This window comes from Candidatus Hamiltonella defensa 5AT (Acyrthosiphon pisum), assembly GCF_000021705.1.
In the GTDB taxonomy this organism is placed as follows: Bacteria; Pseudomonadota; Gammaproteobacteria; order Enterobacterales; family Enterobacteriaceae; genus Hamiltonella; species Hamiltonella defendens.
Window position 1 is genome coordinate 306,295 of sequence record NC_012751.1, and the last position, 23,125, is coordinate 329,419.

Genomic DNA, 23,125 nt, shown 5'->3' on the forward strand with positions numbered 1-23,125 from the left:
CTTAACGACCTATAAAAAATGGAATTCATATCTTTTTCATATTGCGTTGACGTACTGCTTCAAACAGACAAACACCAGTGGCAACCGATACGTTTAAAGAAGAGACCCTGCCCAGCATGGGAATTCGTATTAAATGATCACAATGCTCTCGAGTTAAACGACGTAGCCCTTTTTCTTCGGATCCCATCACTAAAGCCATAGAGCCTGTCATCCTCGCTTCATACACCGTTTTTTTTGCTTCGCCTGCCGTACCTATAATCAAAAGATGATATTCCTTCAATACTCTGAGAGTACGAGCCAGATTGGTAACCCTGATCACGGGAATATTTTCGGCAGCGCCACTGGCCGCTTTTTTTACAGTGGCGTTCAAAGGAGCACTCCGATCACGTGGCAATATGACGATCTGTACGCCGCTGGCCTCGGCACTACGTAAACAGGCCCCTAAATTATGAGGATCAGTGATGCCGTCTAATACCAAAACAAAAGGGGTATCCAAGCTATTGAGTAAGGCTGGTAACTCATTTTCTTGATACTGATGCGCAGAACACACTTTCGCCATGATGCCTTGGTGGACTCCGCCGCCAGTTTGAGCGTCTAAATATTGGCGAGAAGTGAAAAGAATACTCAGACCAGCCGATTTGAGCTCTTTTACCAAGGATTGAAGACGATAACTGTCATTATTCTGTAAAATAAAAATTTCCAAAAAACGCTCTGGGTGATGCTCTAAAAATGCTTTAATACTGTGGAAACCGTAAATAATGTCACTCATCATCTTTCTTAATAGTGGTTTTTTTTGGATTGGTTCTCGCCCGCTTTTTTTGAGGGGGCGTTTTCGTATTTTTCATTTTGGTTTTTTTTGCGTTTTCTCGGGCGGTTTTCCCTTTGACTTGAGGTTTTCTGTCACTGGAAACTAAAGAAAAATCAATTTTACGTTGATCCATATTCACCGCCTCTACCCTAACTTTCACCGTATCCCCTAAACGATAAAGGATCCCTGAAGATTCCCCTATCATACGTTGCCCAATACTGTCATACCGATAATAGTCGTTATCCAGACTAGAAACATGCACCAAACCATCAATTAAAAAATCATCAAGACGAACAAAAAATCCAAAACCAGTCACGGTGGTGATGATCCCTATAAAGACATTCCCAACCTGATCACGCATAAAATCGCATTTTAACCAATCAGCCACATTTCTGGTCGCTTCATCAGCACGACGTTCTGCCATGGAAGCATGTTGGCCCAGTTCAAGCATTTCTTCATAGGTGCTGTGCCAACCTCCAGTCGGTGTTGAGCGTGTTTTGAGAGGATCTTGTTGCTTCGTATTTTGTTCGTTCGATGTCTTCCAAAGGAGATATTTAATCGCTCTATGCATCACGAGATCAGGATAACGGCGAATAGGGGAAGTAAAATGCCCATAAGAGCTTAATGCCAAACCAAAGTGCCCTCTGTTCTCGGGATCGTAAACCGCCTGCTTCATAGATCGCAGTAGCATGGTTTGCAACATTTGTTGATCTGGGCGATCCGCTATTTTACACATCAGTTCTGCATAATCTTTGGGTTGTGGTTTGAGATCGCCTCCTAATGCCAAACTGAGTTCACCCAAAACGCTGCGTAATCCTGTCATAGCATCGTCTGAAGGGCGATCATGGACGCGAAAAAGCACTGGCTCTTTCTGTTTTTCAACGAAACGGGCAGCGGCAATATTGGCTAGAATCATGCATTCTTCGATCAATTTATGTGCGTCATTTCGTAATAAAGGCTCAATGCGTTCTATCCGCATTTGCTCATTAAAAATGAATTTGGCTTCTTCTGTTTCAAATGCAATCCCTCCGCGTTGTTCTCTTGCACGATCAAGCATTTTATACATCGCATAAAGCTCTTCAAGATGAGGGATCAAAGGTTGATATTGATCACGTAAGCTTTGTTCACCATCAAGGATGCGCCATACTTTTGTGTAAGTTAAACGTGCGTGTGATTTTATGGTGGCTTCATAAAATCGATAAGATGAGAGTTTGCCTTGCGCAGAAAGCGTCATTTCACAGACCATGGATAAACGATCCACTGATGGATTGAGGGAACAGAGTCCATTTGACAAAATTTCAGGCAGCATCGGAATGACTTGAGAAGGGAAATAGACTGAATTACTTCGATTTTTTGCTTCATCGTCCAGTGCGGTATTAGGGCGAACGTAATAGCTCACATCTGCAATCGCCACCCATAAACGCCAACCCCCTCCTCGTTTTTTTTCGCAATACACCGCATCGTCAAAATCACGGGCATCTTCACCATCAATGGTCATTAAAGGCAATGCTCGTAAATCAACTCGTCCTTGTTTAGCCTCTTCGGGAACCTCTTCCTTTAATTGGCCTATTTCTTTTTTTATTTCATCTGACCAGAGGTAAGGAATTTCATGGGTACGTAGCGCCATATCAACGGCAATGCCTGTACCCATATTCTCCCCTAATATTTCAATAATTTTACCTACAGCTTTACTGCAATAGGTCGCGCGCTGAGTGAGCTCTACCACCACCAGAAATCCCATACGGGCGCTTTGAGCATGTTCCGATGGAATCAAAATATCAAAGCTCAATCGGGCGTCATCGGGCACAACAAAACCGACACCGGCATCGACAAAATAACGACCGACAATCTGGCTTTTTTTGGGTACCAAGACTCGCACAATCCGTGCTTCCCTTCGCCCTTTGCGATCAGGGCTCAAGGGTTGCACCAGAACGACATCACCATGAATGGCTTTTTTCATCTGTTCCGCAGAAAGATATAAATCGTCTTTACTCCCTTCAACACGTAAAAAACCAAAACCATCACGGTGGCCTATCACCGTGCCTTTTAATAAATCTAAGCGTTCTGGCAACGCGTAACATTGACGGCGAGTAAAAACCAGTTGTCCATCACGTTCCATAGCTTTTAAACGACGCCTCAGGGCTTCCAGAGACGCTTCACCTGATAAATTCAGATCATTAGCCAACTCTATACGGCTAACAGGCGTTTCACGTTGAGCAAGGTGCGCTAAAATAAATTCTCGACTAGGAATAGGAGATTCGTATTTCTTTGCTTCACGTTCAAAGAAAGGATCTTGCGACATCAAAATTTCTCCTTCGTTGTCTATTGTCATTACAATGCCAAAAGCGCATTTTGTAAAAAATTTTAGTCGATCTTTTTCTATTTTTTTATCATTTCATCAAATGGGTGTCGCAAAATAATGGTTTCTTCGCGATCGGGTCCGGTAGAAATGATATCTACCGGGACACCAGTCAGTTCTTCAACACGTTTGATGTAATTTAACGCCGTTTGAGGCAACTGGCTTTTCTCTTTAATGCCAAATGTGCTTTCTTTCCATCCCGGTAAGGCTTCATATATAGGTTCAACTTCTGCCCACTCAGCCGATGTAATAGGGGTACTCATGGTTTCCGTGCCATCAGTTCTCTTATAACGCACGCAAATTTTAACGGTTTTTAGCCCATCCAATACGTCCAATTTGGTCATACACAAACCAGATAAGGAATTCATTTGAATCGCCTGCCGCAAGCTGACGGCATCAAGCCACCCTGTACGGCGGCTTCGGCCTGTCGTGGCGCCGTATTCATGGCCTTTATCACGAAGAAAATTCCCTGTCTCGTCATTGAGTTCGGTAGGGAAAGGGCCTGCCCCCACACGAGTCGAATAGGCTTTGACGATCCCCAAAATATAGTCAATGTACAAAGGACCAAAACCAGCACCTGTTGCGACACTCCCCGCAGTGGTATTAGAAGAGGTCACATAAGGATAAGTACCATGATCGATATCTAAAAAAGTGCCTTGTGCGCCTTCAAATAGTAAATTTTCAGCCTTTTCTCTGGCTTGGCTTAATACTTGCGTGACGTCAATCACCATATTTTTTAATATATCGGCAATGCCCCATATACTCTCAACAACACGCTGGTAGTGAACCGGCTCTGCTTTATAATAATGGACCAATTGAAAATTATGGTATTCAATGACCTCTTTAAGCTGTGATTCAAAAGTTATTTGATTGAAAAGATCACCTAAACGTAATGCCCTGCGGGCGACTTTATCTTCATAAGCAGGCCCTATTCCACGGCCGGTGGTACCAATGGCTTTGCTCCCTCGCGCTTTTTCCCTTTCATTATCCAAAGCGACATGATAAGGAAGGATCAGTGGACAAGCGGCAGACAGCAATAACCTGTTACGAACAGGCACACCTTGCATCTCAAGTTCTTTGATCTCTTTGATTAAAGCATGAGGCTCCAAGACCACGCCGTTACCAATAATATTGATGGTATTATTGCGCAAAATGCCAGAAGGGATTAGATGTAAAACCGTTTTTTTACCCTTGCTGATTAAGGTGTGGCCGGCATTATGCCCGCCTTGATAACGCACAACATATTTTGCCCGTTCAGTCAGCAAATCAACAATTTTGCCTTTACCTTCGTCACCCCATTGTGCTCCAAGCACGACTATATTTTTACCCATGTCAAAAATCACCTAATTGCTTAAAAAAAGATTCTAACATTTGATTTTTATGCTGACAGCACTTTATTTGTTTTTTTAAAAAAATTGAAAAATTCGATGGATTTAATGATGGGCGGTTTGATGAAATCTTTTGCAACGCCGTATTGAGGGCAGTCAATTCAAATGAGGTTAAAATGATAAGCGCGTTGCATCTGCGCCATTAAACATCTACTATTTAGCTCATTTCCAGTTACCTTATTAATGAAAACGATGACATCATGCAAAAACGACATTGCATCTATCTTGCGATATTGAGTTTACCTATCTCTTTAAGTGCACAAGCAGCAGAAGAAGAACGTTATATTTCAGATAACCTAACGACCTATGTTCATAGCGGCCCTGGGGATGAGTATCGTATCCTCGGTGTATTAAAAGCAGGTGAACCCGTCACTTTGCTGGACGTCCACACCACCACTCAGTATGCTCAAATCCGCGATAAAAAAGGACGTGTTGTTTGGCTCCCTGCGAAGCAGCTCAGCCAAGTACCAAGCCAACTTTCACGTTTACCCGACTTGGAGCAGAAAATTAAAAATTTAACGGATCAATTAAATGACACTCACCATCGTTTGAAAGAGCGTAGCCAAGAAATACAAGAAAAAATTGCGCTCAGTGAAAAATTGATTGAGGGTTTAAAAAGTGAAAATAAAGGATTAAAAGAGCAGCTTACTATCCGCAATCAACAGATCAACGAAATTGAAAATAAAACAAATGCCGAGAAAAACAACATCATGATGAAATGGTTTACTTACGGAGGAATGGTGGCTGGCACAGGCTTTATTTTGGGTTTGCTGCTTCCTTTTTTGATTCCGCGTCGTAAAAGAAATCACCGTTGGATGGATTAGGTCATGTATTTGATATTTGATCGGGTTTGTCTCATTGATCGGGAAATCTGAGTTTTGGATAATAAATTGATATAAATCAGGTGATCATTCTTTGATAAGAATCGGAGTAAGTGGCTTATGTGAAGATAATTATGAGGTTCGATTATTTTATAAAATCCCCCCCTCTTTAATGGGATACTGTCTGTTTTTCATCTTTTATCATCCTCAAAAACAGAGATTATTTTAAACATTTACTTTGTTAACAGTACCATACCATTACACAGCCATTACACCTTTCACAGTGAAGGGGAAGAAATCGACCTCAATGATTGAGCCAAGAGGTGAGTTGCTGTGTAGGAGTGCGGGATGATAAAATGGTGCATGAGTCTATTTCTGAATGTATTACTCTAGATAATAAACGTAAAAAATTCAAACATAATTGGTGAGATACCGCCAATACATTCTTTTAAATCTCCTTTTAATCATACACTTTACTCAAAATCAATTAATTCATTAAAAAGGATCTTTCATGCGGCCTCGTTTATTTAAAGCGCTTTTTTTTCTGTATCCGCAAAAATAAATAAGGCATTTTCTGTTCATAGATGCATGTATATTCTGTTTTTTTTCTATGTCCTTTTAGGTATTTTTGGACGCTTTCCCTGGAAAGCAGATGAACCTTATTTTTTTGATATCTCTTGGAATATGGTTATTCACAACGCATGGCTTGTGCCTCATGTGGGTGATTTTCCGTTTATGGAAAAACCTCCATTCATGGCTTGGATAGGTGCCTTTTTCATAAAAATTCTGCCATTTTTACCTGCTCATGAATCATCGCGATTCGCGGTAGTACTCTGTATTTGCATTACAGTATGGGCTTTTTTATTGGCATCTCGTTGTTTGCATGAAGAAATTAGTTGCAAAAAATGTGGGCCAAATTTGACCACAATGCCCATTTTGGCGAACTGGCAAATGAATGCTCTGTGTTTATTAGTCGGCACATTAGGTTTTGTTGAACACATTCATAAATTCACAGCAGATCTTGGTCAATTGGCTGGGGCAATGATGGCTTTGAGTGCACTGATTCTTGTTGCATCGCCTACTTCAGAAAAACGTCCAAGCTACTATGGCAGTTTATTTGGCTCGGGTATTGGCATCGCTTTTTTATCAAAAGGATTATTTATTCTTTGTATTCTTGGTTTAAGTGTTTGCATTTTTCTGGTTGTTTTTTCTGATTTTCGGCACAGGCTTTCGTTGAAATTTTCCTTTTTTGCTACCTTAACCGCCTCTCCTTTCCTGCTCATTTGGCCTTGGTTGATTTATCGAACTCACCCAAATTTATTTAATGAATGGTTTTGGCTCAATAACATCGGGCGTTTTTCAGGATCAGCAAGGTTAGGTGGCAATGATGTGACTTATGTTGACAAATTCGTCTCCATATTGTTTAACGGAGCCCCGACCTCTCTTTTTTTATTGGCAGGGTTAGCGCTTTTATTATTTCGCTTATTACGTTCTTGGTCTTGTAAACTTAAAACAACTCAAGAAAAAAATTCGATATATCCGGCAATAAAAACACGAGGCTATTATGTCGCTATTGTTTTTTTGATCACCGGTTTATGCACTTTGTTCGTCTCAGCCTCTATGCGTGATCTTTATTTGCTCCCAATCTTGCCTGCCATGATTTTAGTCGCACTGCCTTTTTTACATTTAATGGAATCAATAAATTTAAAATGGCAAAAAGGATTAAATATTTTCTTTTTTATGATGTTATTAATCATATTGATGACTTGGATCAATCTTGGTTATAACGGTGAAGCCACGTTACTAGGTCTAATATGGCATAATGTAAGCGATGTTTTGCCTCTTCCTTTCGTGTTGCATACAAATGGCATGCTGGTGGCGTTAGTATGCTTTTTGATCATCTGCTGGTGCCGTGTCGTTCGACAAAACGATAAAAATATTATTCGTTCCTGGGGTTGTGGCCTTGCCATACTGTGGTCTACGACGGCTTTACTCTTGATACCCTGGATTGATGCATCTCGAAGCTACGAACAGACTTTTTTATCTATGAACTCCGTCATGGCTAATCGTAACGGATGCCTGATAACAGAGGGATTAGGTGAATCAGAAATCGGGATGCTTCACTATGTAACAAGCAAAGCGGGTATTTCAATGACATTTTTTGAAAAAAAGTACTCAAATATCACTGAAAATTCTACATTAGACCTTTTTGAAAACCGCAGCGAAAGCTGTGAATTGGACTCACCTGAAGCCGCAACGCGGCCACCGGGATGGTGTACTAAAGCAGATCGAGATGGCAAGCACACCCGTTTATTAGGAAAGGTAAAGGAGAACCTGCAACCCTCTGCCGATTTTTTAACATCGGCCCTGTTACCGCGTTGCGCATTTCTTCTGGTGCTAGATGAAATTAAATTTCCTCAAAAAAATATTTCACCCATCTGGACACCTATTTGGAGTGGAGGTCGCCTTACTGATGAAAAAGGCTTTACTTTGTACTATAAAGGCCTGTGAAAACCCTAATGTAATGGATGTAATGGCCCATCCTCACTTTTCCTCTGGTTGATTTGCGTCAAGGTGGTCGTGTTAGCACCGCTTTTATCGAGGTTTACAACTGGTTTACCCTAGGGGCAAAAGGCCTTTCGAAAAAGGCCAGGATAAAAACAATCCCATTTTGTCATTCATAATACGACAGAATCTATCTGAAAACCCATCACGGCAAAACCACAACCCAACACTAGGAGCAGCCCGGGTTTACCGCCCCATACCTGATAATTTCCTTGATGTATTTTTCGTACTTTCCATACCATCAGCGCGGGTAATATGAGGGCCAACACAGCCAATGCAATAGCGGCAAAACCTAATGCCATGATAAAACCATTCGGATAAAAAAGGGCGAATATCAGTGGGGGCAAAAAAGTCATCACGCCTGTTTGAAAACGCCCTTTGGCGGTATCGCTTCTTTTAAAAAGATCGGCCAAATAATCAAATAGCCCTAATGCAACACCGAGAAAAGACGTCACCAAGGCGAAATCGGAAAATAAATGTAACGTCACTTCAACATGAGAAAAATTCAAAACAGTACGTGCAGCTTCTAACAGCGCGTTTAAACCCGTTTTTTGAGCTAAAATACCGATAAAAGTTTCAGAAGAAATGCTGCCTAAGGTCACGAGTTGCCAAAAAATGTAGGCGATTAACGGGATGGCACTTCCCACAATAAAAACACATCGCAGTTTACGAACATGCCCCCCCATATAATGCACAATGCTGGGGATGCTCCCGTGAAAACCAAATGAAGTGAAAATAATCGGGATGGCTGAAAGGACCAAACCCTGCTGTAAAGGTAACGTTAAAAGATGGGGGATGCGAATATGGGGGGCCATCACTGCCAGCATAAGTATTAAAAAGATAATTTTTGCGCTGAATAAAATTCGGTTAAAAAAATCGACAGAATGTGTCCCTACACAAACCACTGCCCCACCCATCAGGGTGAAAATCAAAACGCCGCCCACGCTAGAAAAAGATTGGCCTGTCCATGCGCTGATGGTAGAAGCGATTAATTCCCCAGCGCCGCTAATATAGGCCGAGGTTAAGGCATACATTAAAAAGAGCATGTTAAACCCAGTGATCCCATAGCCGATCTTCCCAAGATAACATTTTGCAAGTGCTGCTAATCCTGTCTGGATGGGATGATGCTGGTAGACTTCCAGAAACAGTAAAGCGGTGTAAGACATTAGTAACCATATTAAAATTAATATCAGCAAGGTGGCTCCAAAACCTACGCCTGCGGTGGCCAGGGGCATGGCCAGCATGCCCGCCCCGATAGTCGTTCCTGCAACAATTAAAATACTGCCTAGGGTACGATTTTTCACTTTCACTTCCTCAACCAATTTTTTAATATTTATTTTTCTTAAAGTTTAAAATCTTTCAGATCGTTTGAATCTATCTCAGCATCAATTTGCCCCACCAAATAGGAGCTGACTTCAACTTCTTGAGGGGCAACCTGTACATTATCAGAGACTAACCAACTGTTAATCCAGGGAATAGGATTAGTTCGAATGCTAAACGGTGCGTCGAGTTTCACGGCTTGCATGCGGATGTTGGTCATATATTCTATATATTGGCAAAGAATATCCTGGTTTAAACCGATCATCGAGCCGTCCCGAAACAAATACGCTGCCCATTCTTTTTCTTGCTGAGCCGCCAACAAAAATAAATCACTACATTCCTGCTGGCATTCTTGAGCGATGTCAGCCATTTCAGGATCATCTTTCCCTGATCGCATTAAATCCAGCATATGCTGAGTACCCATCAGATGTAGCGCTTCATCTCTGGCAATCAGCTTAATAATTTTGGCATTGCCCTCCATCAATTTACGTTCAGCGAAAGCAAAAGAACAAGCAAAGCTCACGTAAAAACGAATGGCTTCAAGTGCATTGACACTCATCAAACATAAATAAAGCTGCTTTTTTAACGCATATAAATTGACCACTGTGGTTTTGCCATTCACTTGATGGGTACCCTCATCCAATAGATGGTAATAGCTGGTCATTTTGATCAAATCATCATAATAAGCAGAAATATCCTTTGCCCGTTTTAAAATCTCGTTGTTGGTCACGATGTCATCAAAAATACAGCTGGGATCATTAACAATATTTCGGATGATATGAGTGTAAGAACGAGAGTGAATGGTTTCTGAGAATGCCCAGGTTTCTATCCAGGTTTCGAGTTCTGGAATGGAGATGAGAGGGAGTAAAGCGACATTAGGGCTGCGGCCTTGGATGGAATCCAATAAAGTTTGATATTTGAGATTACTGATAAAAATATGTTTTTCATGTTCAGGTAAAGACTGATAGTCAATACGATCACGGGAAACATCAATCTCTTCTGGACGCCAAAAAAAAGACAATTGCTTTTCAATTAATTCCTCAAAAATGGGATACTTTTGCTGATCATATCGAGCAACGTTCACCGTTTGACCCAAAAACATAGGTTCAAGTAATTGATTATTTTTTTTCTGAGAAAAAGTGGTATAGCCCATTCCATAACTCCATTGTAGGTTTTAAAACCGATCTGTTAAATTTTACAACCACCGCTGGAACACTCATCATCCATCGATAGATTTTCTTTGACATCAGCCTGCACATCATCTGCACCATCACGTGTATTGTGATAATACAGCGTTTTGATCCCCCATTTATAAGCGTTTAAAAGATCGGTTAATAATTGTTTCATCGGTACTTTACCGTTAGAAAAACGCCGTGGATCATAATTCGTATTGGCAGAAATCGATTGGTCCACAAATTTTTGCATTAACCCCACCAGCTGAAGATACCCATCATTATCAGGAATATTCCATAACAGCTCGTACGCTTCCTTTAAAGATTCATATTCTGGAACAACCTGGCGCAAGATACCGTCTTTTGAGGCTTTAATGCTGACATAACCTCTCGGCGGTTCAATGCCATTGGTGGCATTAGAAATTTGTGATGAGGTCTCAGAAGGCATTAGAGAGGACAGCGTAGAATGACGTAAACCAAACTTAAGAATATCTTGACGCAAAGATGCCCAATCATAATGCAGGGGCTCCTGGTGGATATCATCAAGATCTTTTTTATAGGTATCGATAGGCAAAATGCCTTTAGCGTAACGGGTTTGATCAAACCAGGGGCAAGCCCCTTGTTCACGTGCCAAATCATTAGAAGCCCGAAGAAGATAGTATTGAATGGCTTCAAAAGTACGATGGGTCAAATTATTGGCACTGCCATCAGAATAACGAACCCCATTCCTGGCTAAATAATACGCAAAATTAATCACACCAATACCCAGAGTGCGGCGCGAAACCGCGCTTCTCTGTGCCGCCGGAATCGGGTAATGCTGATAATCTAATAAGGCATCTAAGGCGCGCGCAGAAAGAGTGGCTAATTCCTGGAGTTCGTCCAGGCTGTTGATGGCACCCAGATTAAACGCCGAGAGCGTGCAAAGGGCAATTTCCCCTTTTTCGTCATTGATATTGTTGAGCGGGGCGGTCGGTAACGCAATCTCCAGGCACAGATTAGATTGCCGAACGGGCGCGACTTTGGGATCAAAAGGGCTATGCGTGTTACAGTGATCCACATTTTGGACATAAATACGGCCTGTTGATGCCCTCTCTTGCATCAGCAGAGAAAAAAGCTCGACCGCCTTGATCTTCTTATGACGAATGTCAGGGTCGGCTTCATATTGCACATAGAGCCGCTGAAATTCACTTTGATCTGAGAAAAAAGCCGCATATAAGCCTGGCACATCTGAAGGGCTAAACAGCGTGATCTCTTCTCCTTTTAACAACCTCTGATACATCAATTTATTGAGTTGCACGCCATAATCCATATGACGCACTCGATTGCCTTCAACGCCTCGGTTATTTTTCAGCACAAGCAAACTTTCGACTTCAAGATGCCATAAAGGATAAAAAACAGTGGCAGCGCCACCCCGTACCCCTCCTTGAGAGCAGGATTTGACCGCGGTTTGAAAATGTTTATAAAAAGGAATGCAACCGGTATGAAAGGCTTCACCGGAGCGAATAGGGCTGCCCTGAGCACGGATAGCGCCCGCATTCACACCGATCCCTGCACGCTGTGACACATATTTGACAATCGCGCTGGCAGTCGCATTAATCGAATCCAGACTGTCGCCACATTCAATTAAAACGCACGAGCTAAATTGACGAGTGGGGGTTCTGACACCCGCCATAATCGGCGTAGGTAAAGAAATTTTAAAGGTGGAGATCGCATGATAAAAGCGTTTGATGTAATCCAAACGTGTTGAAGCCGGATAACGAGAAAACAGACAAGCAGCGACCAAAATATATAAAAATTGTGCACTTTCATAAATTTGGTGATTCACGCGATTTTGTACCAGATATTTCCCTTCCAATTGCTTGACTGCAGCGTAAGAGAACGTCATATCTCGCCAGTGATCAATACATTCATCCATCTGTGCAAATTCATCTTCACTATAGTCTTCCAAAAGATGGGGATCATATTTTCCCATTTTGACCATTTTTGAAACATGCTCAAATAAAGGGGGCGGCTCAAAACGGCCATAGGCTTTTTTTCTGAGGTGAAAAATAGCAAGGCGGGCAGCGAGATATTGATAATCGGGCGCTTCACAAGAAATTAAATCAGCGGCCGCTTTAATCATGGTTTCATGAATATCTTCAGTTTTAATGCCGTCATAAAACTGAATTTGAGAACGTAATTCAACCTGAGAAACCGAAACATGATTGAGCCCCTCTGCTGCCCAATTAATCACCCGGTGAATTTTATCCAGATCAATCGATTCTTTTCGTCCATCACGCTTAGTCACAAGTAAGCTGTGGTTCATTTGCTTTTTACCTTTAAAGAAGTCAAAAACGTTTTATAAAAATAGTTCAAATTAAAAAAGGAAAATTGAGTCAAAACACAATATATAGTGCCTACAAATTTTTTTTATAACAAGATAATGATAAATCGCCGATCTGGCAAGTGAGAAAATTGAGGAATTTGTGAATAACCCAGTGGATAATTGTGTGGATAACAGGAGATCGCAATGACAAACAGGAGATTAGCGTCAATAAAAAAAGACAGTTTTGATAAAAAATGTCTCTCTTCGAGATGAAAAAGGGCGTGTTGCATCAAAAAAATGACATTAAATTAATGGACAACATTAGTCCCTACAGGATCATCTCCACTGGCTTGAAGAATTTGCTTAAGCTCGTCGTCCACATTATTTAAATTATGCATATTTTTTTCTCCTATACACTGTGTTTTCCAATAATTGTGGCTTTCAATTGACCCGCCGGTACTGATGAAATACATTTTAATGCCACTATTTTTTATTTTCTCGCACATGCCTGCTTTGATTAAGCTCTCAGATATGTTTAAGGTATTATTGTTAAATCGTATTCGTAACATTCTTTTATTGTCATCATTAATCGCCATGGGGGGCGCTTCCTCTGTATCAGATATGATAATTAATAATTTTTTACTATTAGTTCCCCTCGATAATAATTTAACGCCAGACAATATTCCTGAACTTATTAAGTTGTAACCGGGAATGAGTTCATCCTTAATAATCATGAAAATTTCATTTTTTTCACGAGTCAGAGGAATAGGATCCCTGTATAAAGAGAGGCCACATAAACGATTATCCAGGCTTGCAAGACTAATGACATTAGAATCCGTCATGGCAAATGGTATATTGTTTACTGTTTTTACAAAATCAATACTTTTGCTAATAACTTCTGTTTGTCGAGGTGCTTTAAATTGAGCAGGACCAAAATTCATGTTGTCATAATTAGGTTTGAAAAGAAAAACAAAAGGTTGCAAACAATACCGTCCTTCTTTCACTCCCCACGAAAAAGGCACAAAACCCACTTTATTTAAGGGATTCATCTCTAAAATAGTATTTATTTTTTCTATCAACACTTCTTTTAACTCATTAATTTCTTGTCTTGTCTCCCAACTCATTCGAAGTGGATTTTCTATCGTATGACGATAAAAACTAAAAACAAAAACAACATCCATAGGCTCTTCCTGATACGCTTTTTGAGCTGCCGCTTTACCTGAAACACTCATTGTTGAAAATAAATTAAAAATAGATGAATAAGCATTTCTTAATGTAATGGTATATTTTCTTTTTAAATCATTTTGATTGGGAGAAATAATCTCAATACTTTCATTAGTTGCTGTTGTTGAAGGAATAAAAGACTCAATATGACTGAGGGCTAAAAAACGATTTCGATCTCCTGGCGTTCCAGAGGTATCGCCATTATCTTCCGCCGTTAATATTAAACTCGTTTGTTCTAAAACTTGCTCTGTTTTAATTTTTTCATTAATTAAACGACAGTATTCAAAAGTGGCATAAATTAAAATAAGAAAAACAGAAAACATAATGAGAAAAAAAACAAAAATAGCGCCTTTTTGATTTTTGAAAAAATATTTTACAGGTTGAGCTCCCTTATTCAATAAATAAAATAATCTCAGTTTTTTTATGATACTCAACATCGTTATTGTTTTTCCTTAAAATTTAAAAAAGAATCAGCGGGCCAGCATCATGGGCGAGGAGGATTTAATCTCTGGTAAAAAATGGCTGGGGAACACGCTTAAATTAAAATCCGGTGGGGGCATACAAATGGTCACTCGATAAAACGGGATCCATTCATGATTGATGCCTCTCCCCTTTTTTTTAACGGAGAATGACCTCTTTTCTGTTCTTTCGATCCTTTCGACGATCGCCCTCAACGATTCTGCAGGCGAGCAAGATGGCGTACCCTGAGCACTACTCAGCGGCCTCACGAATGTTTGTGCGTTTTGTATCTGAGTTTGGTTCGTCCCTGGGGACTGCGGATCATCTTCAAAATAAAGAGATTCTAACACCAGCGCAGCTCCAGGCTTGTTAAAATCCATATGATTATCTCGAAATAATTCGCTTGCGACACGTACTAATTGATCCGCCTGTGCCTCTGTTAAAAGAGGCTGACCAGCATATAATACGGTTCTTTCTCTTAACACGCTTGAAAGCGAGTAAGCAATAGAATCGAATCTTCCTTTTGTATTGATGTATTGAGCCGTGGTGCTTAATATAAAAAATAAAAGCACAAAAAATAAAGTCACCAGACACAATTCAACTGTGATGCTTCCTCGTTTATCATGAAAAAAATTAAAAACGTTCATGTTCTTGAACAAAAAGCACCTCACGAATTAAAGTAAAATTCATTAGAAAACCTGGCAATAAAAAAGGCTGATATCTATATTCCACTCTGTATTGACCCAATGGCTTACTGTTGGCATAGGAGTAATGATGATTACTGATAAAATCGTCGAGATTTGAATAAAATTTCAGACTTAAATTAGCCCCCCTCGCGTCAAAAAAAGGACTCAGTTGATTCGTTTGTTTTGCTAATTCAGTTGCAAGTGTTGCTTGGTAATTGACGTTTGGAGTATTTTTAGCTCTTTGAATCGATTTTAAAATCGCCAGATCAAGAGAGATGCTCGTGATGAATAAACGGGCTAATTCAAACAAGAGAAACAAAAGCAAAATCAACATGGGCAGACACAATAAAAATTCTGTCATAACCACTCCTTCACGGGCACGAAAAAATTGATACAAAGACGTTTTTTTCATTTTTTACCCTTAATTGAAAGGTTTGGTTGGGAGATTTGGCTTAGTGCTTTAATCAGCTTATCTGGATAATCAGATATTTTTTCCATTTCAATTATCTTTTTTGCATAAGAATTATCTTTTATTTGAACTAAGCAAAAAATCAAATTATGTATTAATTTTGGATCTTTATTACCGTTTAGATATTCCGGTAAAAGAAAAGAAATGGCTTTTTTATAATCGTTCTTTAAAATAGCAAGCACGGCAAAATTGTTTAATACAGTGGAATCTGAAATAAAAAGATCTCGAGATTGTTTAAAAGCGTTTTCTGCTTTTAAAAAGCTCCCTGTATTGGCTAATGAAATACCATATAAATTAAACCATTCCGCACTTTTTATATTATTTTTCAATATATTTTCGATAATAATCTGAGCTTCTTCATTTCTATCTTTTTTGATTAAATTTTTTACATGTAATAAATGAATTTTTTCATCTTTTTTCAAATCATGAGATTTTGAAATAAGAGGTTCCAGGTAGTATAAAGAAGAATCGTTATCTCCAGATAAATAATAAAACTCTGATAATTTTAATCTGACTGTGCTGTCTTCTTTTTTTTGTAAAAGATTGCGATATAAAGCAATTAACCCAGGATAATTTTTTGATTTAATAAGAACACTTTCTTGTTTTATTGCATCTGGTTGATAATCTTTTTTAGGAGAAACTGCACAGCCGGTAAGTAATATTAAAATTGTAGATAAAATAATTCTATTCATTTTTTGGCTCATAAAAATGGATCTCCTAAAAATAACTCTAAAGCAGTTGTGGATATAATTAATAGTATAAAAGGAATAAGGATAAACAAAAATAAAATCAAGGTTAATTTTACGGATAACTTACTTATTTTTTCTTCAGATTCCATTAATTGGATTTCTCTAATATCGGTTGAAAATTTCATTAAATGCTCATATACAGAAGAACCGAAATCAACACTATTTTGTACTGCATTACAAAACATTTTTATTTCTAAAAAAGAAACATCCTGATACAATGTTTTCATCGCATTTTGAAGACCGTGGACTTCTGCTTTACGAACCACCTGAATGATTAATGAAGCGATATCCTCATTAATTTTATAAAAATTTTCAGCACTATAAGTTAATGCATTTTCTATCGTCATTCCGGCTTGAATACAAGCTGCTGTCATATCAATAAAAAAAGGAAAAGAAGATAACATCAAGCGAGTTTTACGAAAAATAATACTTTTAATTAATAATTGATAAAAACCAATAGAAAAAATACTGCTCGTCAAAAATAGCGTAATTAATATATTTTTTGAGTATTCAATTTTCCAAAAAAATAAAGCTGCTGCAAAAATTAAAGCAAATAGACTAGCAATACAAAATATGATCTTGTTTTTTTCTAATAAAAAATCTGGGATTTTTATCACAGAATAAGTCATTTTTGTTTTTAATGCAGGTTTGTTTTTTTCAGTTTCAACCTTCTTGTCATTGACTTTTTTATAAACCGATATTCTTTTTTTTCTATCAAAAGAATAAAACAATAAAGTTATTCCTAAAAAACACAAAATAATAAAAATAAAGAACATCATATTATATTGCTTTCCTGAACATATATCTCATGATAAAAATGCCTAAAGTATTACTTGCCAGGCAATAATAAATAATTATTTTCCCTATTTCATAAGAAAAAATTTTTTGAAAAGATAAAGGATTCATAAAATAACTGAACGCAAAAAATATAACAGGTATCAATGTGACCACCCATATAGACATTCTGATCTCCCCTGTCATCGCCATTTTTCTTTTTTCCATTTTATTATAATTTGTAACAACCTGGTTTAATCTATGCATTAATTCTCTTAATTGGCCACCTTGATTTATATTAAGCATCAAAATATTAATGAACATATAAAATTCAGGGTAAGAAAAACGCTGATAGGCATCATAGAAAACGGTGTTAATGTTTTCGCCAATAGATAAACGACGAAAAATTAAATCACATTCTTTACCTAAACCGCCTTTAATTTCCTGGCCTGCTTTTTTAAGTATTTCATTAACACTTATTCCGCTGACAGAACCCATATTAAATATTAATAAAAGTTCTGGAAATGTTTCTGTAAAATATATTTTTTTTTGCTTTTTGTAATATAAAATTTGAATAAAAATAATGAAGGCAATAAAAATAATCGCAAAAACAAAACACAACAAATAACTTAATTTGAACAAAAAATGATTGATAAAAAAAGCAAAAATAAAGCAGAAAAGAGGCAATAAAATATAACCTTTCTTTTTTTCATGAAAAATTTCTTGAATATCAATAAACCAATTTAAGGTTAATTTTTTAAAAAATTTTTTTTCAAAAAATAAGCTTGATTTCCTGGTTTGTTTTTGATTAATCTTCTTTTTAATTTTTATCCAGTTAATAACATTAAAAAAAATAGAAATAAACCAATGACTAAAATCATATAAAACATTATTTATTTGCTCCGTCAAATATTTGATTTAATTCTTGACTCATATTAAAAATAGTGGCTCGCTTTCTAACAGAAGAACGAATAAATAATCCATGATTAACAAATTCACCACTGAGTTTGCCTGCGTGATTTCTTTCTTCTGCAGGAACAAAAGAAAAAATGTCCTGTAAAAGCACATTGTCTCCTTCCATTCCCATAATTTCTGTTATATGGGTGATTTTTCGAGAGCCATCATTCATGCGAGAAGCCTGAACAATCAAATTCACTGCCGAGGTGATATTACGACGAATCACATTAATCGGTATTTTCGTGGATCCCATCATAATCATGCTTTCTAAACGCGTGATCGCATCTCGAGGCGTGTTCGCATGTATGGTAGACATAGAGCCGTCATGACCTGTATTCATGGCCTGAAGCATTTCAAAGGTCTCTTCTCCTCGACACTCACCGATAATAATTCTATCGGGTCGCATACGGAGCGCGTTAATCACCAGATCACGCATGTTCACTTGACCTGTATTTTCAAGACCCGCGAGGCGGGTTTCCATTCTGACAACATGGGATTGCTCTAAATTCAGTTCAGCCGCATCTTCAAGCGTAATAATTCTTTCATTATCAGAGATATATTTTGATAAGGCATTCAGCAAGGTGGTTTTACCAGAGCCGGTTCCCCCAGAAATAATAATATTGGCCCGGCAACGGCTGGCAATAATTAAAAAATTAGCCATCTCACTGCTCAATGCATTCATATCCAATAAATCTTTTAAGCGCCGATTATTTTTAGCAAATTTTCTAATCGAAAGCGCAGTACCGTCGAGCGTGATAGGATTAATCACCACATTTAATCGGCTACCATCTAATAATCGAGCATCACCTAAAGGCCGTGATTCATCTATCCGTCGATTGACCTTTTGCATTAAACGTTTAGCAATGTCCGTTAATTGTTGATTGTTGATTGTTAATAAAGCGACAGTTTGCTTTTTCAAGTATGCCTTTTCTTTCAATAAAAATGTTTTCTGGACCATTCACCAGAATATCACTGACAGAATCATCTTCCATTAATTGCGTTAACGGACCAAAACCCATGATTTCATCTACTATCATATCAATCATAAAATACTGAGCCTGAGTATTTAAATGATATTGATTATTATTAAAATATTCGTCAAAAATATCGACTAAAGCAGAGATTAATTTTTTTCTATCTGTGATCAAATGATCTACCTTTTCAATATCAAGGTTAGATAACATCTCTAGTCGTATTTTTTCTTGAATTTCTAAACTAATCAGCATATTTTCTCATTTTATTTTTTTATCATTTTTAAAAATGGCGTTAGCCAGCCTTTTTGTAAATAAAAAGGAATATCTTTTAAACCCAGAATTGATTGCGATAACTTCAAAAGATTTTTTTTGTGTTTTTCATAATAATAAGGAGAATGAACAAAATTTTTCGCATTTTTAATATAAGGAATTTTGATATCAATCGATCTTTCCAGTAAAGATTCAATATCTGGTATGGCAAACATATCTTTTGTTTTTGGACGATTTTCATTAACACAGGTGATTATTCTAGTTGATTTTTGATTGTTTTTTTTAAAACGTTCAAAAATATTAATAAAGTTTTTAGCCACCCTGACAGATGTCATAGAATGATCGAGCACTAACACAACAACATGAGAATGATTGATATATTTTTCTAAATCTTCTCTTTTAAAAAGATAAATAGGTTGATCAAATATAATAAAGTGATATTTTTTTTGTAAATTTTCTTCAATATTAGAGATAGATTTTTCACCTAAAAATAAAATATCTAAATTTTTTTGATAATTAAAAACAGTATTTCCGATTTTACTCTCAGTGATTAAATCAATATCCTGAGATCCCTGTTTCCCCTGTGATAATAATATTAAAGAATTTTTTAATTCGTTGATGGATTGTGCTAACTGATAGCTGAGCAAAGACGAGCCAACGCCCCCCCTACAGCCTAATACGCTGATTAAAAATGAATTTCTCAGTTTTTTAATTGAAATCCCTTTTATAAGATGTTGTGTCAACTCTGTTATCTGTGAATCAGCATGTAAATATAACAAACCCTGTTCAGTAAATTGTTGTGCAACACGGATAGAATCATTGCTTCCTATTAAAACGCACCAAGCCCCGGAAGGAATCTGTCTTTGAACAAAATTCAAAATAAAATCAACGTCTTTATGGCTGCCTATATCTAATATCACGCCTGAGAGAGCATCAGGAAAATCTACATGGGTCAACTCAGAAAAATCTAAAGACATTTCTTTTATATTTTGAATACCAGATAAATAAACCTGCTCTGAAATTTTGCCGCTCAATTCAGTGTTCTTTGAAAGAATAGCCACCAAATTTTCACTTGGGCGTTGATTATTTTGAGAATGAATTGAATTTTTACTTAAAAATAGCGACATAAATTTATTCTGACTTTAAATGAATAATAGAATTATGACGATTTGCATTCACAGCACATCCTAAATGCTTTTCATCACAATTGGTGGTTTCTTCATTTCGTTCTTTAAGATAGATCATTATATGCTGATTCTTTTTTTCAAAAGAATAAGGATTTGCTCTTTCTACCAAAATCACCCCAGCAGGAATATTCATGGTCATTAATTCTTTTTTTAAAATTATTCCACTTTTAAGAGAAGATTTTATGGGTAGCAGCAATTTTATATTAAGAGAAGGGGTGTTTTTATAAATTTTAATAATGTCATCAAAAATCATTTTTTTATTTAAATGATGAACTTCATAACTTTTTATTTCTTTTTCAGGCAAATAAAAATAAGATCCCTTAGGAGGTTGAACGGGCCCTGCTTTCAGTGAAAGTGTTAAAAAGATTAAGCTGATACCGATGAAAATATATTTCATTGAATAAATCCTCCTTTGCCAAGAAACGCCTCGGCTTCTTTTTTCTGAGATATGTTTTTTATGACAGAAAGATTTAAAAAACGCGCAATAGAGGATGTTTTCATAAAATCCGGGAGCGTGATTTCTTTAGAAGGAATGGGTTTCACTAAATTCACTGTGGCCACCACAATTAATTCAATACTTCTGTTATTAGTTTTGGTATGACGAAAGAAGCTGCCTAATATGGGGATATCACCTATGAAGGGCACCTTTTGAAGCGCCTCTTGTTCCTCTTGATTCATTAACCCACCTAATACAAAACTTTCTCCATCAGCCAATTCAACAGTGGTGTTTGCTCTGCGTTTTTTTAAGGAAGGCATAGTAAACTCTTCAGCTTTTGTATTACCAATAACGCTACTGATCTCTTCACTTAACATCACTTTAACACGCTTGTTTTCATTGACTTTGGCTGTCACGCTTAACTTAATGCCGAACTCCTTAAAGTCAATGCTGGCTCTATTCGATGCGTCTCTGTCCTTGACGTAAGGGATCTCTCCCCCAACTAAAAAAGAAGCACTTTCACCAGACAGAACAGATAAATTAGGTTCAGCAAGAACCCGAGCAATGCTGTCATCTTGAAGGGCATTGACCAAGTGAGTGATTCTATCCGCGGTAAAATTAAATTTATGAAAAGAAAAGGTGCCCAGGTTAGCCCATTCAAATCCAATATTGTCTTTAAATTCTTTTGAGACTTCGACAATACTGAGTTTAACGTTCACCTGATTAGAGACAGGGAGTTGAATTTGGTTGATCAGGCGTTCATAAACCTTATTGGTCAAAGAAGAGTTGACATTTTCTGTAGTTTCACTGGCATCGCCCTTATCACTAATGTCTAAGCGAACAGAAACTGTATCTTTATCATTGGATTTAGGACTTTGTATCGATTCCCCAACCATTCTGACAATATTGTCTCTGACTTCTTCTGTGGGTGCCATGCCTGTTAAAAGATAACTTTTCCCTATTTTTTCTATCTGAACCTGACTCTCAGGGTATAGCATCCGAATTTTATCAGAGACGACTTTGATGATATTATCCACCATCACAGTCGCATGATATGAAATATTTTGATTGGGCTCGAAAAAAGTGAACTCTGATTTTCCTTCTGCTTTCGCATAAATAATGACTGTATTATGGTCCACTATTTTATAATCTGCGACAGCGGGGTTAGAAACAAAAACAGTATCGATGTTTTGTTTTTTTTTAATCACAAGGGATTCTCCTTCAGACATAAAAAGATCGCCTGTGTTTGCTGCGTTCGCAGATCCGGGCAATGTGAAAAATCCGAAAATAAAAAATATTAATTTTATACATCTTTGATAAAAAAATATTCTTTTCAATTGAGTTACCCTCTTAATTCTTTGATGACTTTTAATTTAGGCATAATTGTAGAGAGTTTATTTTCTTGACTAGAACCTTTCATAGGGACCAGGATCAAATCCCCTGATTGTTCCGTCATGAAAATAGTTTCTAAATCAGAAACTTTAATACTGACATCAATATAACCTAGCGTATAATTTTTGTTATTTTTATTTATTTTTGATGATTCTTCATCAGAATATTTTTTTATACTCACAATTTGTATATCAGGAATAATCTTTGTAAGGACATAATCTTGATTATTGTTAGTAGAGCTATTATTTGATTTAATAGAAATATGGTCAGGGTTATTTATCTGGTTTGAATTTGAACTTTCTGCAGTTCTGAGTTGCAAAGAAACATGATCTCCAGGATGAAATAAATTAAGTAAATACTGATTTTTTTTACCTATCTTAAAAGTATAGATCATTTTTCCTGATTCTAAATTAAATTTTATAAAATCCGGGCTTTCCGGTTCCGCTATCATTGTTCTTGTAATATAAGCATTTTTTTCTAAATTATTTTTTAACAAAAATCCTTCAATCGAAGACAAAGGAGATAAGTTATTTTTAACTAAAGGGCTAGATTCAGGAAGTTCTTGATGACTCAAAATATAATCTTTATTGTTTAATAAAGCCCCAATCGCCAGATTTTCTTTTGCTTTAGCCAATAAAACATACACTTTCTTTTCGCTGATCACATTGGTGGCATTAGTGATCAAATCTTTTTTATCGTCTTTATTATTTGTGAGTAATCCAAAAACACCAATCACAATAATTAATATAGAAAATAGTAACACTACTCTATAATTCATTTTGGTTTTATTCCCTTTTTTTAAATAAATGA

The 23,125-nt window shown here is 37.2% G+C and carries 18 protein-coding genes and 2 pseudogenes; 3 read left to right on the top strand and 17 right to left on the bottom strand.

The features are described 5' to 3' along the window. Positions 1–25: 25 nt before the first annotated feature. From rlmB to HDEF_RS01570, 3 genes are all read right to left on the bottom strand, one after another. Positions 26–769, bottom strand: coding sequence for a 23S rRNA (guanosine(2251)-2'-O)-methyltransferase RlmB (rlmB, locus tag HDEF_RS01560; protein WP_012738024.1), 744 nt, complete (start codon positions 767–769; stop codon positions 26–28). Beyond that, positions 762–3,110 (bottom strand): ribonuclease R, encoded by a 2,349-nt coding sequence (gene rnr / locus HDEF_RS01565; RefSeq protein ID WP_012738025.1) that lies wholly within the window; start codon positions 3,108–3,110, stop codon positions 762–764. Before rnr ends, rlmB begins: the two co-directional genes overlap by 8 nt. Positions 3,111–3,187: 77 nt before the next feature. Continuing rightward, the gene (locus HDEF_RS01570; protein WP_012738026.1) at positions 3,188–4,498 is read right to left on the bottom strand and encodes an adenylosuccinate synthase; all 1,311 of its coding nucleotides are present in this window, start codon (positions 4,496–4,498) and stop codon (positions 3,188–3,190) included. Positions 4,499–4,755: 257 nt separating this feature from the next. On the opposite strand from HDEF_RS01570, the gene HDEF_RS01575 reads away from it, so the two are divergent. The 3 genes and pseudogenes from HDEF_RS01575 to HDEF_RS01580 all read left to right on the top strand — a co-directional run bounded on the left by HDEF_RS01575 (position 4,756) and on the right by HDEF_RS01580 (position 7,887). Beyond that, positions 4,756–5,379 (top strand): TIGR04211 family SH3 domain-containing protein, encoded by a 624-nt coding sequence (locus tag HDEF_RS01575; RefSeq protein WP_012738027.1) that lies wholly within the window; start codon positions 4,756–4,758, stop codon positions 5,377–5,379. Positions 5,380–5,699: 320 nt separating this feature from the next. Then, positions 5,700–5,804 (top strand): annotated as a pseudogene (locus HDEF_RS12920) (ATP-dependent 6-phosphofructokinase); the annotation flags it as partial. Positions 5,805–6,060: 256 nt separating this feature from the next. Next, entirely contained in the window at positions 6,061–7,887 is a 1,827-nt protein-coding gene (locus tag HDEF_RS01580) for an ArnT family glycosyltransferase (RefSeq protein ID WP_234809424.1), read from the top strand. A 167-nt stretch (positions 7,888–8,054) separates the two neighbouring features. Here the strand turns inward: HDEF_RS01580 and tyrP are convergent, their stop codons facing one another. The 14 genes and pseudogenes from tyrP to HDEF_RS01650 form a co-directional block, all read right to left on the bottom strand. Further along, positions 8,055–9,185 (bottom strand): tyrosine transporter TyrP, encoded by a 1,131-nt coding sequence (gene tyrP, locus HDEF_RS01585; RefSeq protein WP_234809425.1) that lies wholly within the window; start codon positions 9,183–9,185, stop codon positions 8,055–8,057. 98 nt (positions 9,186–9,283) lie between these two features. Further along, positions 9,284–10,414, bottom strand: coding sequence for a class Ia ribonucleoside-diphosphate reductase subunit beta (nrdB, locus tag HDEF_RS01590; protein WP_012738030.1), 1,131 nt, complete (start codon positions 10,412–10,414; stop codon positions 9,284–9,286). Positions 10,415–10,449: 35 nt separating this feature from the next. Then, positions 10,450–12,738: a class 1a ribonucleoside-diphosphate reductase subunit alpha gene (nrdA, locus tag HDEF_RS01595; RefSeq protein WP_012738031.1), complete on the bottom strand. Its 2,289-nt coding sequence runs from the start codon at positions 12,736–12,738 to the stop codon at positions 10,450–10,452. A gap of 308 nt (positions 12,739–13,046) precedes the next feature. After that, positions 13,047–14,285, bottom strand: a complete 1,239-nt coding sequence (locus HDEF_RS01600) for a tight adherance operon protein G (protein ID WP_238526174.1) — start codon at positions 14,283–14,285, stop codon at positions 13,047–13,049. A gap of 147 nt (positions 14,286–14,432) precedes the next feature. Continuing rightward, positions 14,433–15,068 carry a tight adherence pilus pseudopilin TadF gene (tadF, locus tag HDEF_RS01605; protein WP_044612240.1) on the bottom strand — a complete coding sequence of 212 codons (636 nt, stop codon included), beginning with the start codon at positions 15,066–15,068 and terminating at the stop codon, positions 14,433–14,435. Beyond that, positions 15,055–15,519, bottom strand: a complete 465-nt coding sequence (locus HDEF_RS01610) for a TadE/TadG family type IV pilus assembly protein (RefSeq protein WP_012738034.1) — start codon at positions 15,517–15,519, stop codon at positions 15,055–15,057. The genes tadF and HDEF_RS01610 overlap by 14 nt, the downstream gene beginning before the upstream one ends. Next, positions 15,516–16,280 carry a tetratricopeptide repeat protein gene (locus tag HDEF_RS01615; RefSeq protein ID WP_012738035.1) on the bottom strand — a complete coding sequence of 255 codons (765 nt, stop codon included), beginning with the start codon at positions 16,278–16,280 and terminating at the stop codon, positions 15,516–15,518. Before HDEF_RS01615 ends, HDEF_RS01610 begins: the two co-directional genes overlap by 4 nt. Beyond that, positions 16,277–17,104, bottom strand: coding sequence for a type II secretion system F family protein (locus HDEF_RS12925; RefSeq protein ID WP_012738036.1), 828 nt, complete (start codon positions 17,102–17,104; stop codon positions 16,277–16,279). Before HDEF_RS12925 ends, HDEF_RS01615 begins: the two co-directional genes overlap by 4 nt. A gap of 1 nt (position 17,105) precedes the next feature. Further along, on the bottom strand, positions 17,106–17,720 hold the full coding sequence (locus HDEF_RS01625; protein WP_148206994.1) for a type II secretion system F family protein: 615 nt from the start codon (positions 17,718–17,720) through the stop codon (positions 17,106–17,108). Between the two features lie 268 nt (positions 17,721–17,988). Then, positions 17,989–19,282: pseudogene (locus tag HDEF_RS01630) on the bottom strand (TadA family conjugal transfer-associated ATPase). Positions 19,283–19,293: 11 nt separating this feature from the next. Continuing rightward, positions 19,294–20,361: a CpaE/TadZ family protein gene (locus HDEF_RS01635; protein ID WP_425475044.1), complete on the bottom strand. Its 1,068-nt coding sequence runs from the start codon at positions 20,359–20,361 to the stop codon at positions 19,294–19,296. Between the two features lie 70 nt (positions 20,362–20,431). After that, positions 20,432–20,884, bottom strand: a complete 453-nt coding sequence (locus tag HDEF_RS01640) for a hypothetical protein (protein ID WP_012738039.1) — start codon at positions 20,882–20,884, stop codon at positions 20,432–20,434. Next, positions 20,881–22,152 carry a type II and III secretion system protein family protein gene (locus tag HDEF_RS01645; protein WP_086935028.1) on the bottom strand — a complete coding sequence of 424 codons (1,272 nt, stop codon included), beginning with the start codon at positions 22,150–22,152 and terminating at the stop codon, positions 20,881–20,883. Before HDEF_RS01645 ends, HDEF_RS01640 begins: the two co-directional genes overlap by 4 nt. A 113-nt stretch (positions 22,153–22,265) precedes the next feature. Continuing rightward, positions 22,266–23,093, bottom strand: a complete 828-nt coding sequence (locus tag HDEF_RS01650) for a hypothetical protein (RefSeq protein WP_012738041.1) — start codon at positions 23,091–23,093, stop codon at positions 22,266–22,268. Positions 23,094–23,125: the final 32 nt, after the last annotated feature.

Coding starts and splice junctions, on each gene's coding strand:
- rlmB (WP_012738024.1), bottom strand. CDS start 769: ATGAGTGACATTATTTACGGTTTCCACAGTATTAAAGCATTTTTAGAG.
- rnr (WP_012738025.1), bottom strand. CDS start 3,110: ATGTCGCAAGATCCTTTCTTTGAACGTGAAGCAAAGAAATACGAATCT.
- HDEF_RS01570 (WP_012738026.1), bottom strand. CDS start 4,498: ATGGGTAAAAATATAGTCGTGCTTGGAGCACAATGGGGTGACGAAGGT.
- HDEF_RS01575 (WP_012738027.1), top strand. CDS start 4,756: ATGCAAAAACGACATTGCATCTATCTTGCGATATTGAGTTTACCTATC.
- HDEF_RS01580 (WP_234809424.1), top strand. CDS start 6,061: ATGGTTATTCACAACGCATGGCTTGTGCCTCATGTGGGTGATTTTCCG.
- tyrP (WP_234809425.1), bottom strand. CDS start 9,185: ATGCTGGCCATGCCCCTGGCCACCGCAGGCGTAGGTTTTGGAGCCACC.
- nrdB (WP_012738030.1), bottom strand. CDS start 10,414: ATGGGCTATACCACTTTTTCTCAGAAAAAAAATAATCAATTACTTGAA.
- nrdA (WP_012738031.1), bottom strand. CDS start 12,738: ATGAACCACAGCTTACTTGTGACTAAGCGTGATGGACGAAAAGAATCG.
- HDEF_RS01600 (WP_238526174.1), bottom strand. CDS start 14,285: ATGTTTTCTGTTTTTCTTATTTTAATTTATGCCACTTTTGAATACTGT.
- tadF (WP_044612240.1), bottom strand. CDS start 15,068: ATGAACGTTTTTAATTTTTTTCATGATAAACGAGGAAGCATCACAGTT.
- HDEF_RS01610 (WP_012738034.1), bottom strand. CDS start 15,519: ATGAAAAAAACGTCTTTGTATCAATTTTTTCGTGCCCGTGAAGGAGTG.
- HDEF_RS01615 (WP_012738035.1), bottom strand. CDS start 16,280: ATGAGCCAAAAAATGAATAGAATTATTTTATCTACAATTTTAATATTA.
- HDEF_RS12925 (WP_012738036.1), bottom strand. CDS start 17,104: ATGATGTTCTTTATTTTTATTATTTTGTGTTTTTTAGGAATAACTTTA.
- HDEF_RS01640 (WP_012738039.1), bottom strand. CDS start 20,884: ATGAAATATATTTTCATCGGTATCAGCTTAATCTTTTTAACACTTTCA.
- HDEF_RS01645 (WP_086935028.1), bottom strand. CDS start 22,152: ATGTCTGAAGGAGAATCCCTTGTGATTAAAAAAAAACAAAACATCGAT.
- HDEF_RS01650 (WP_012738041.1), bottom strand. CDS start 23,093: ATGAATTATAGAGTAGTGTTACTATTTTCTATATTAATTATTGTGATT.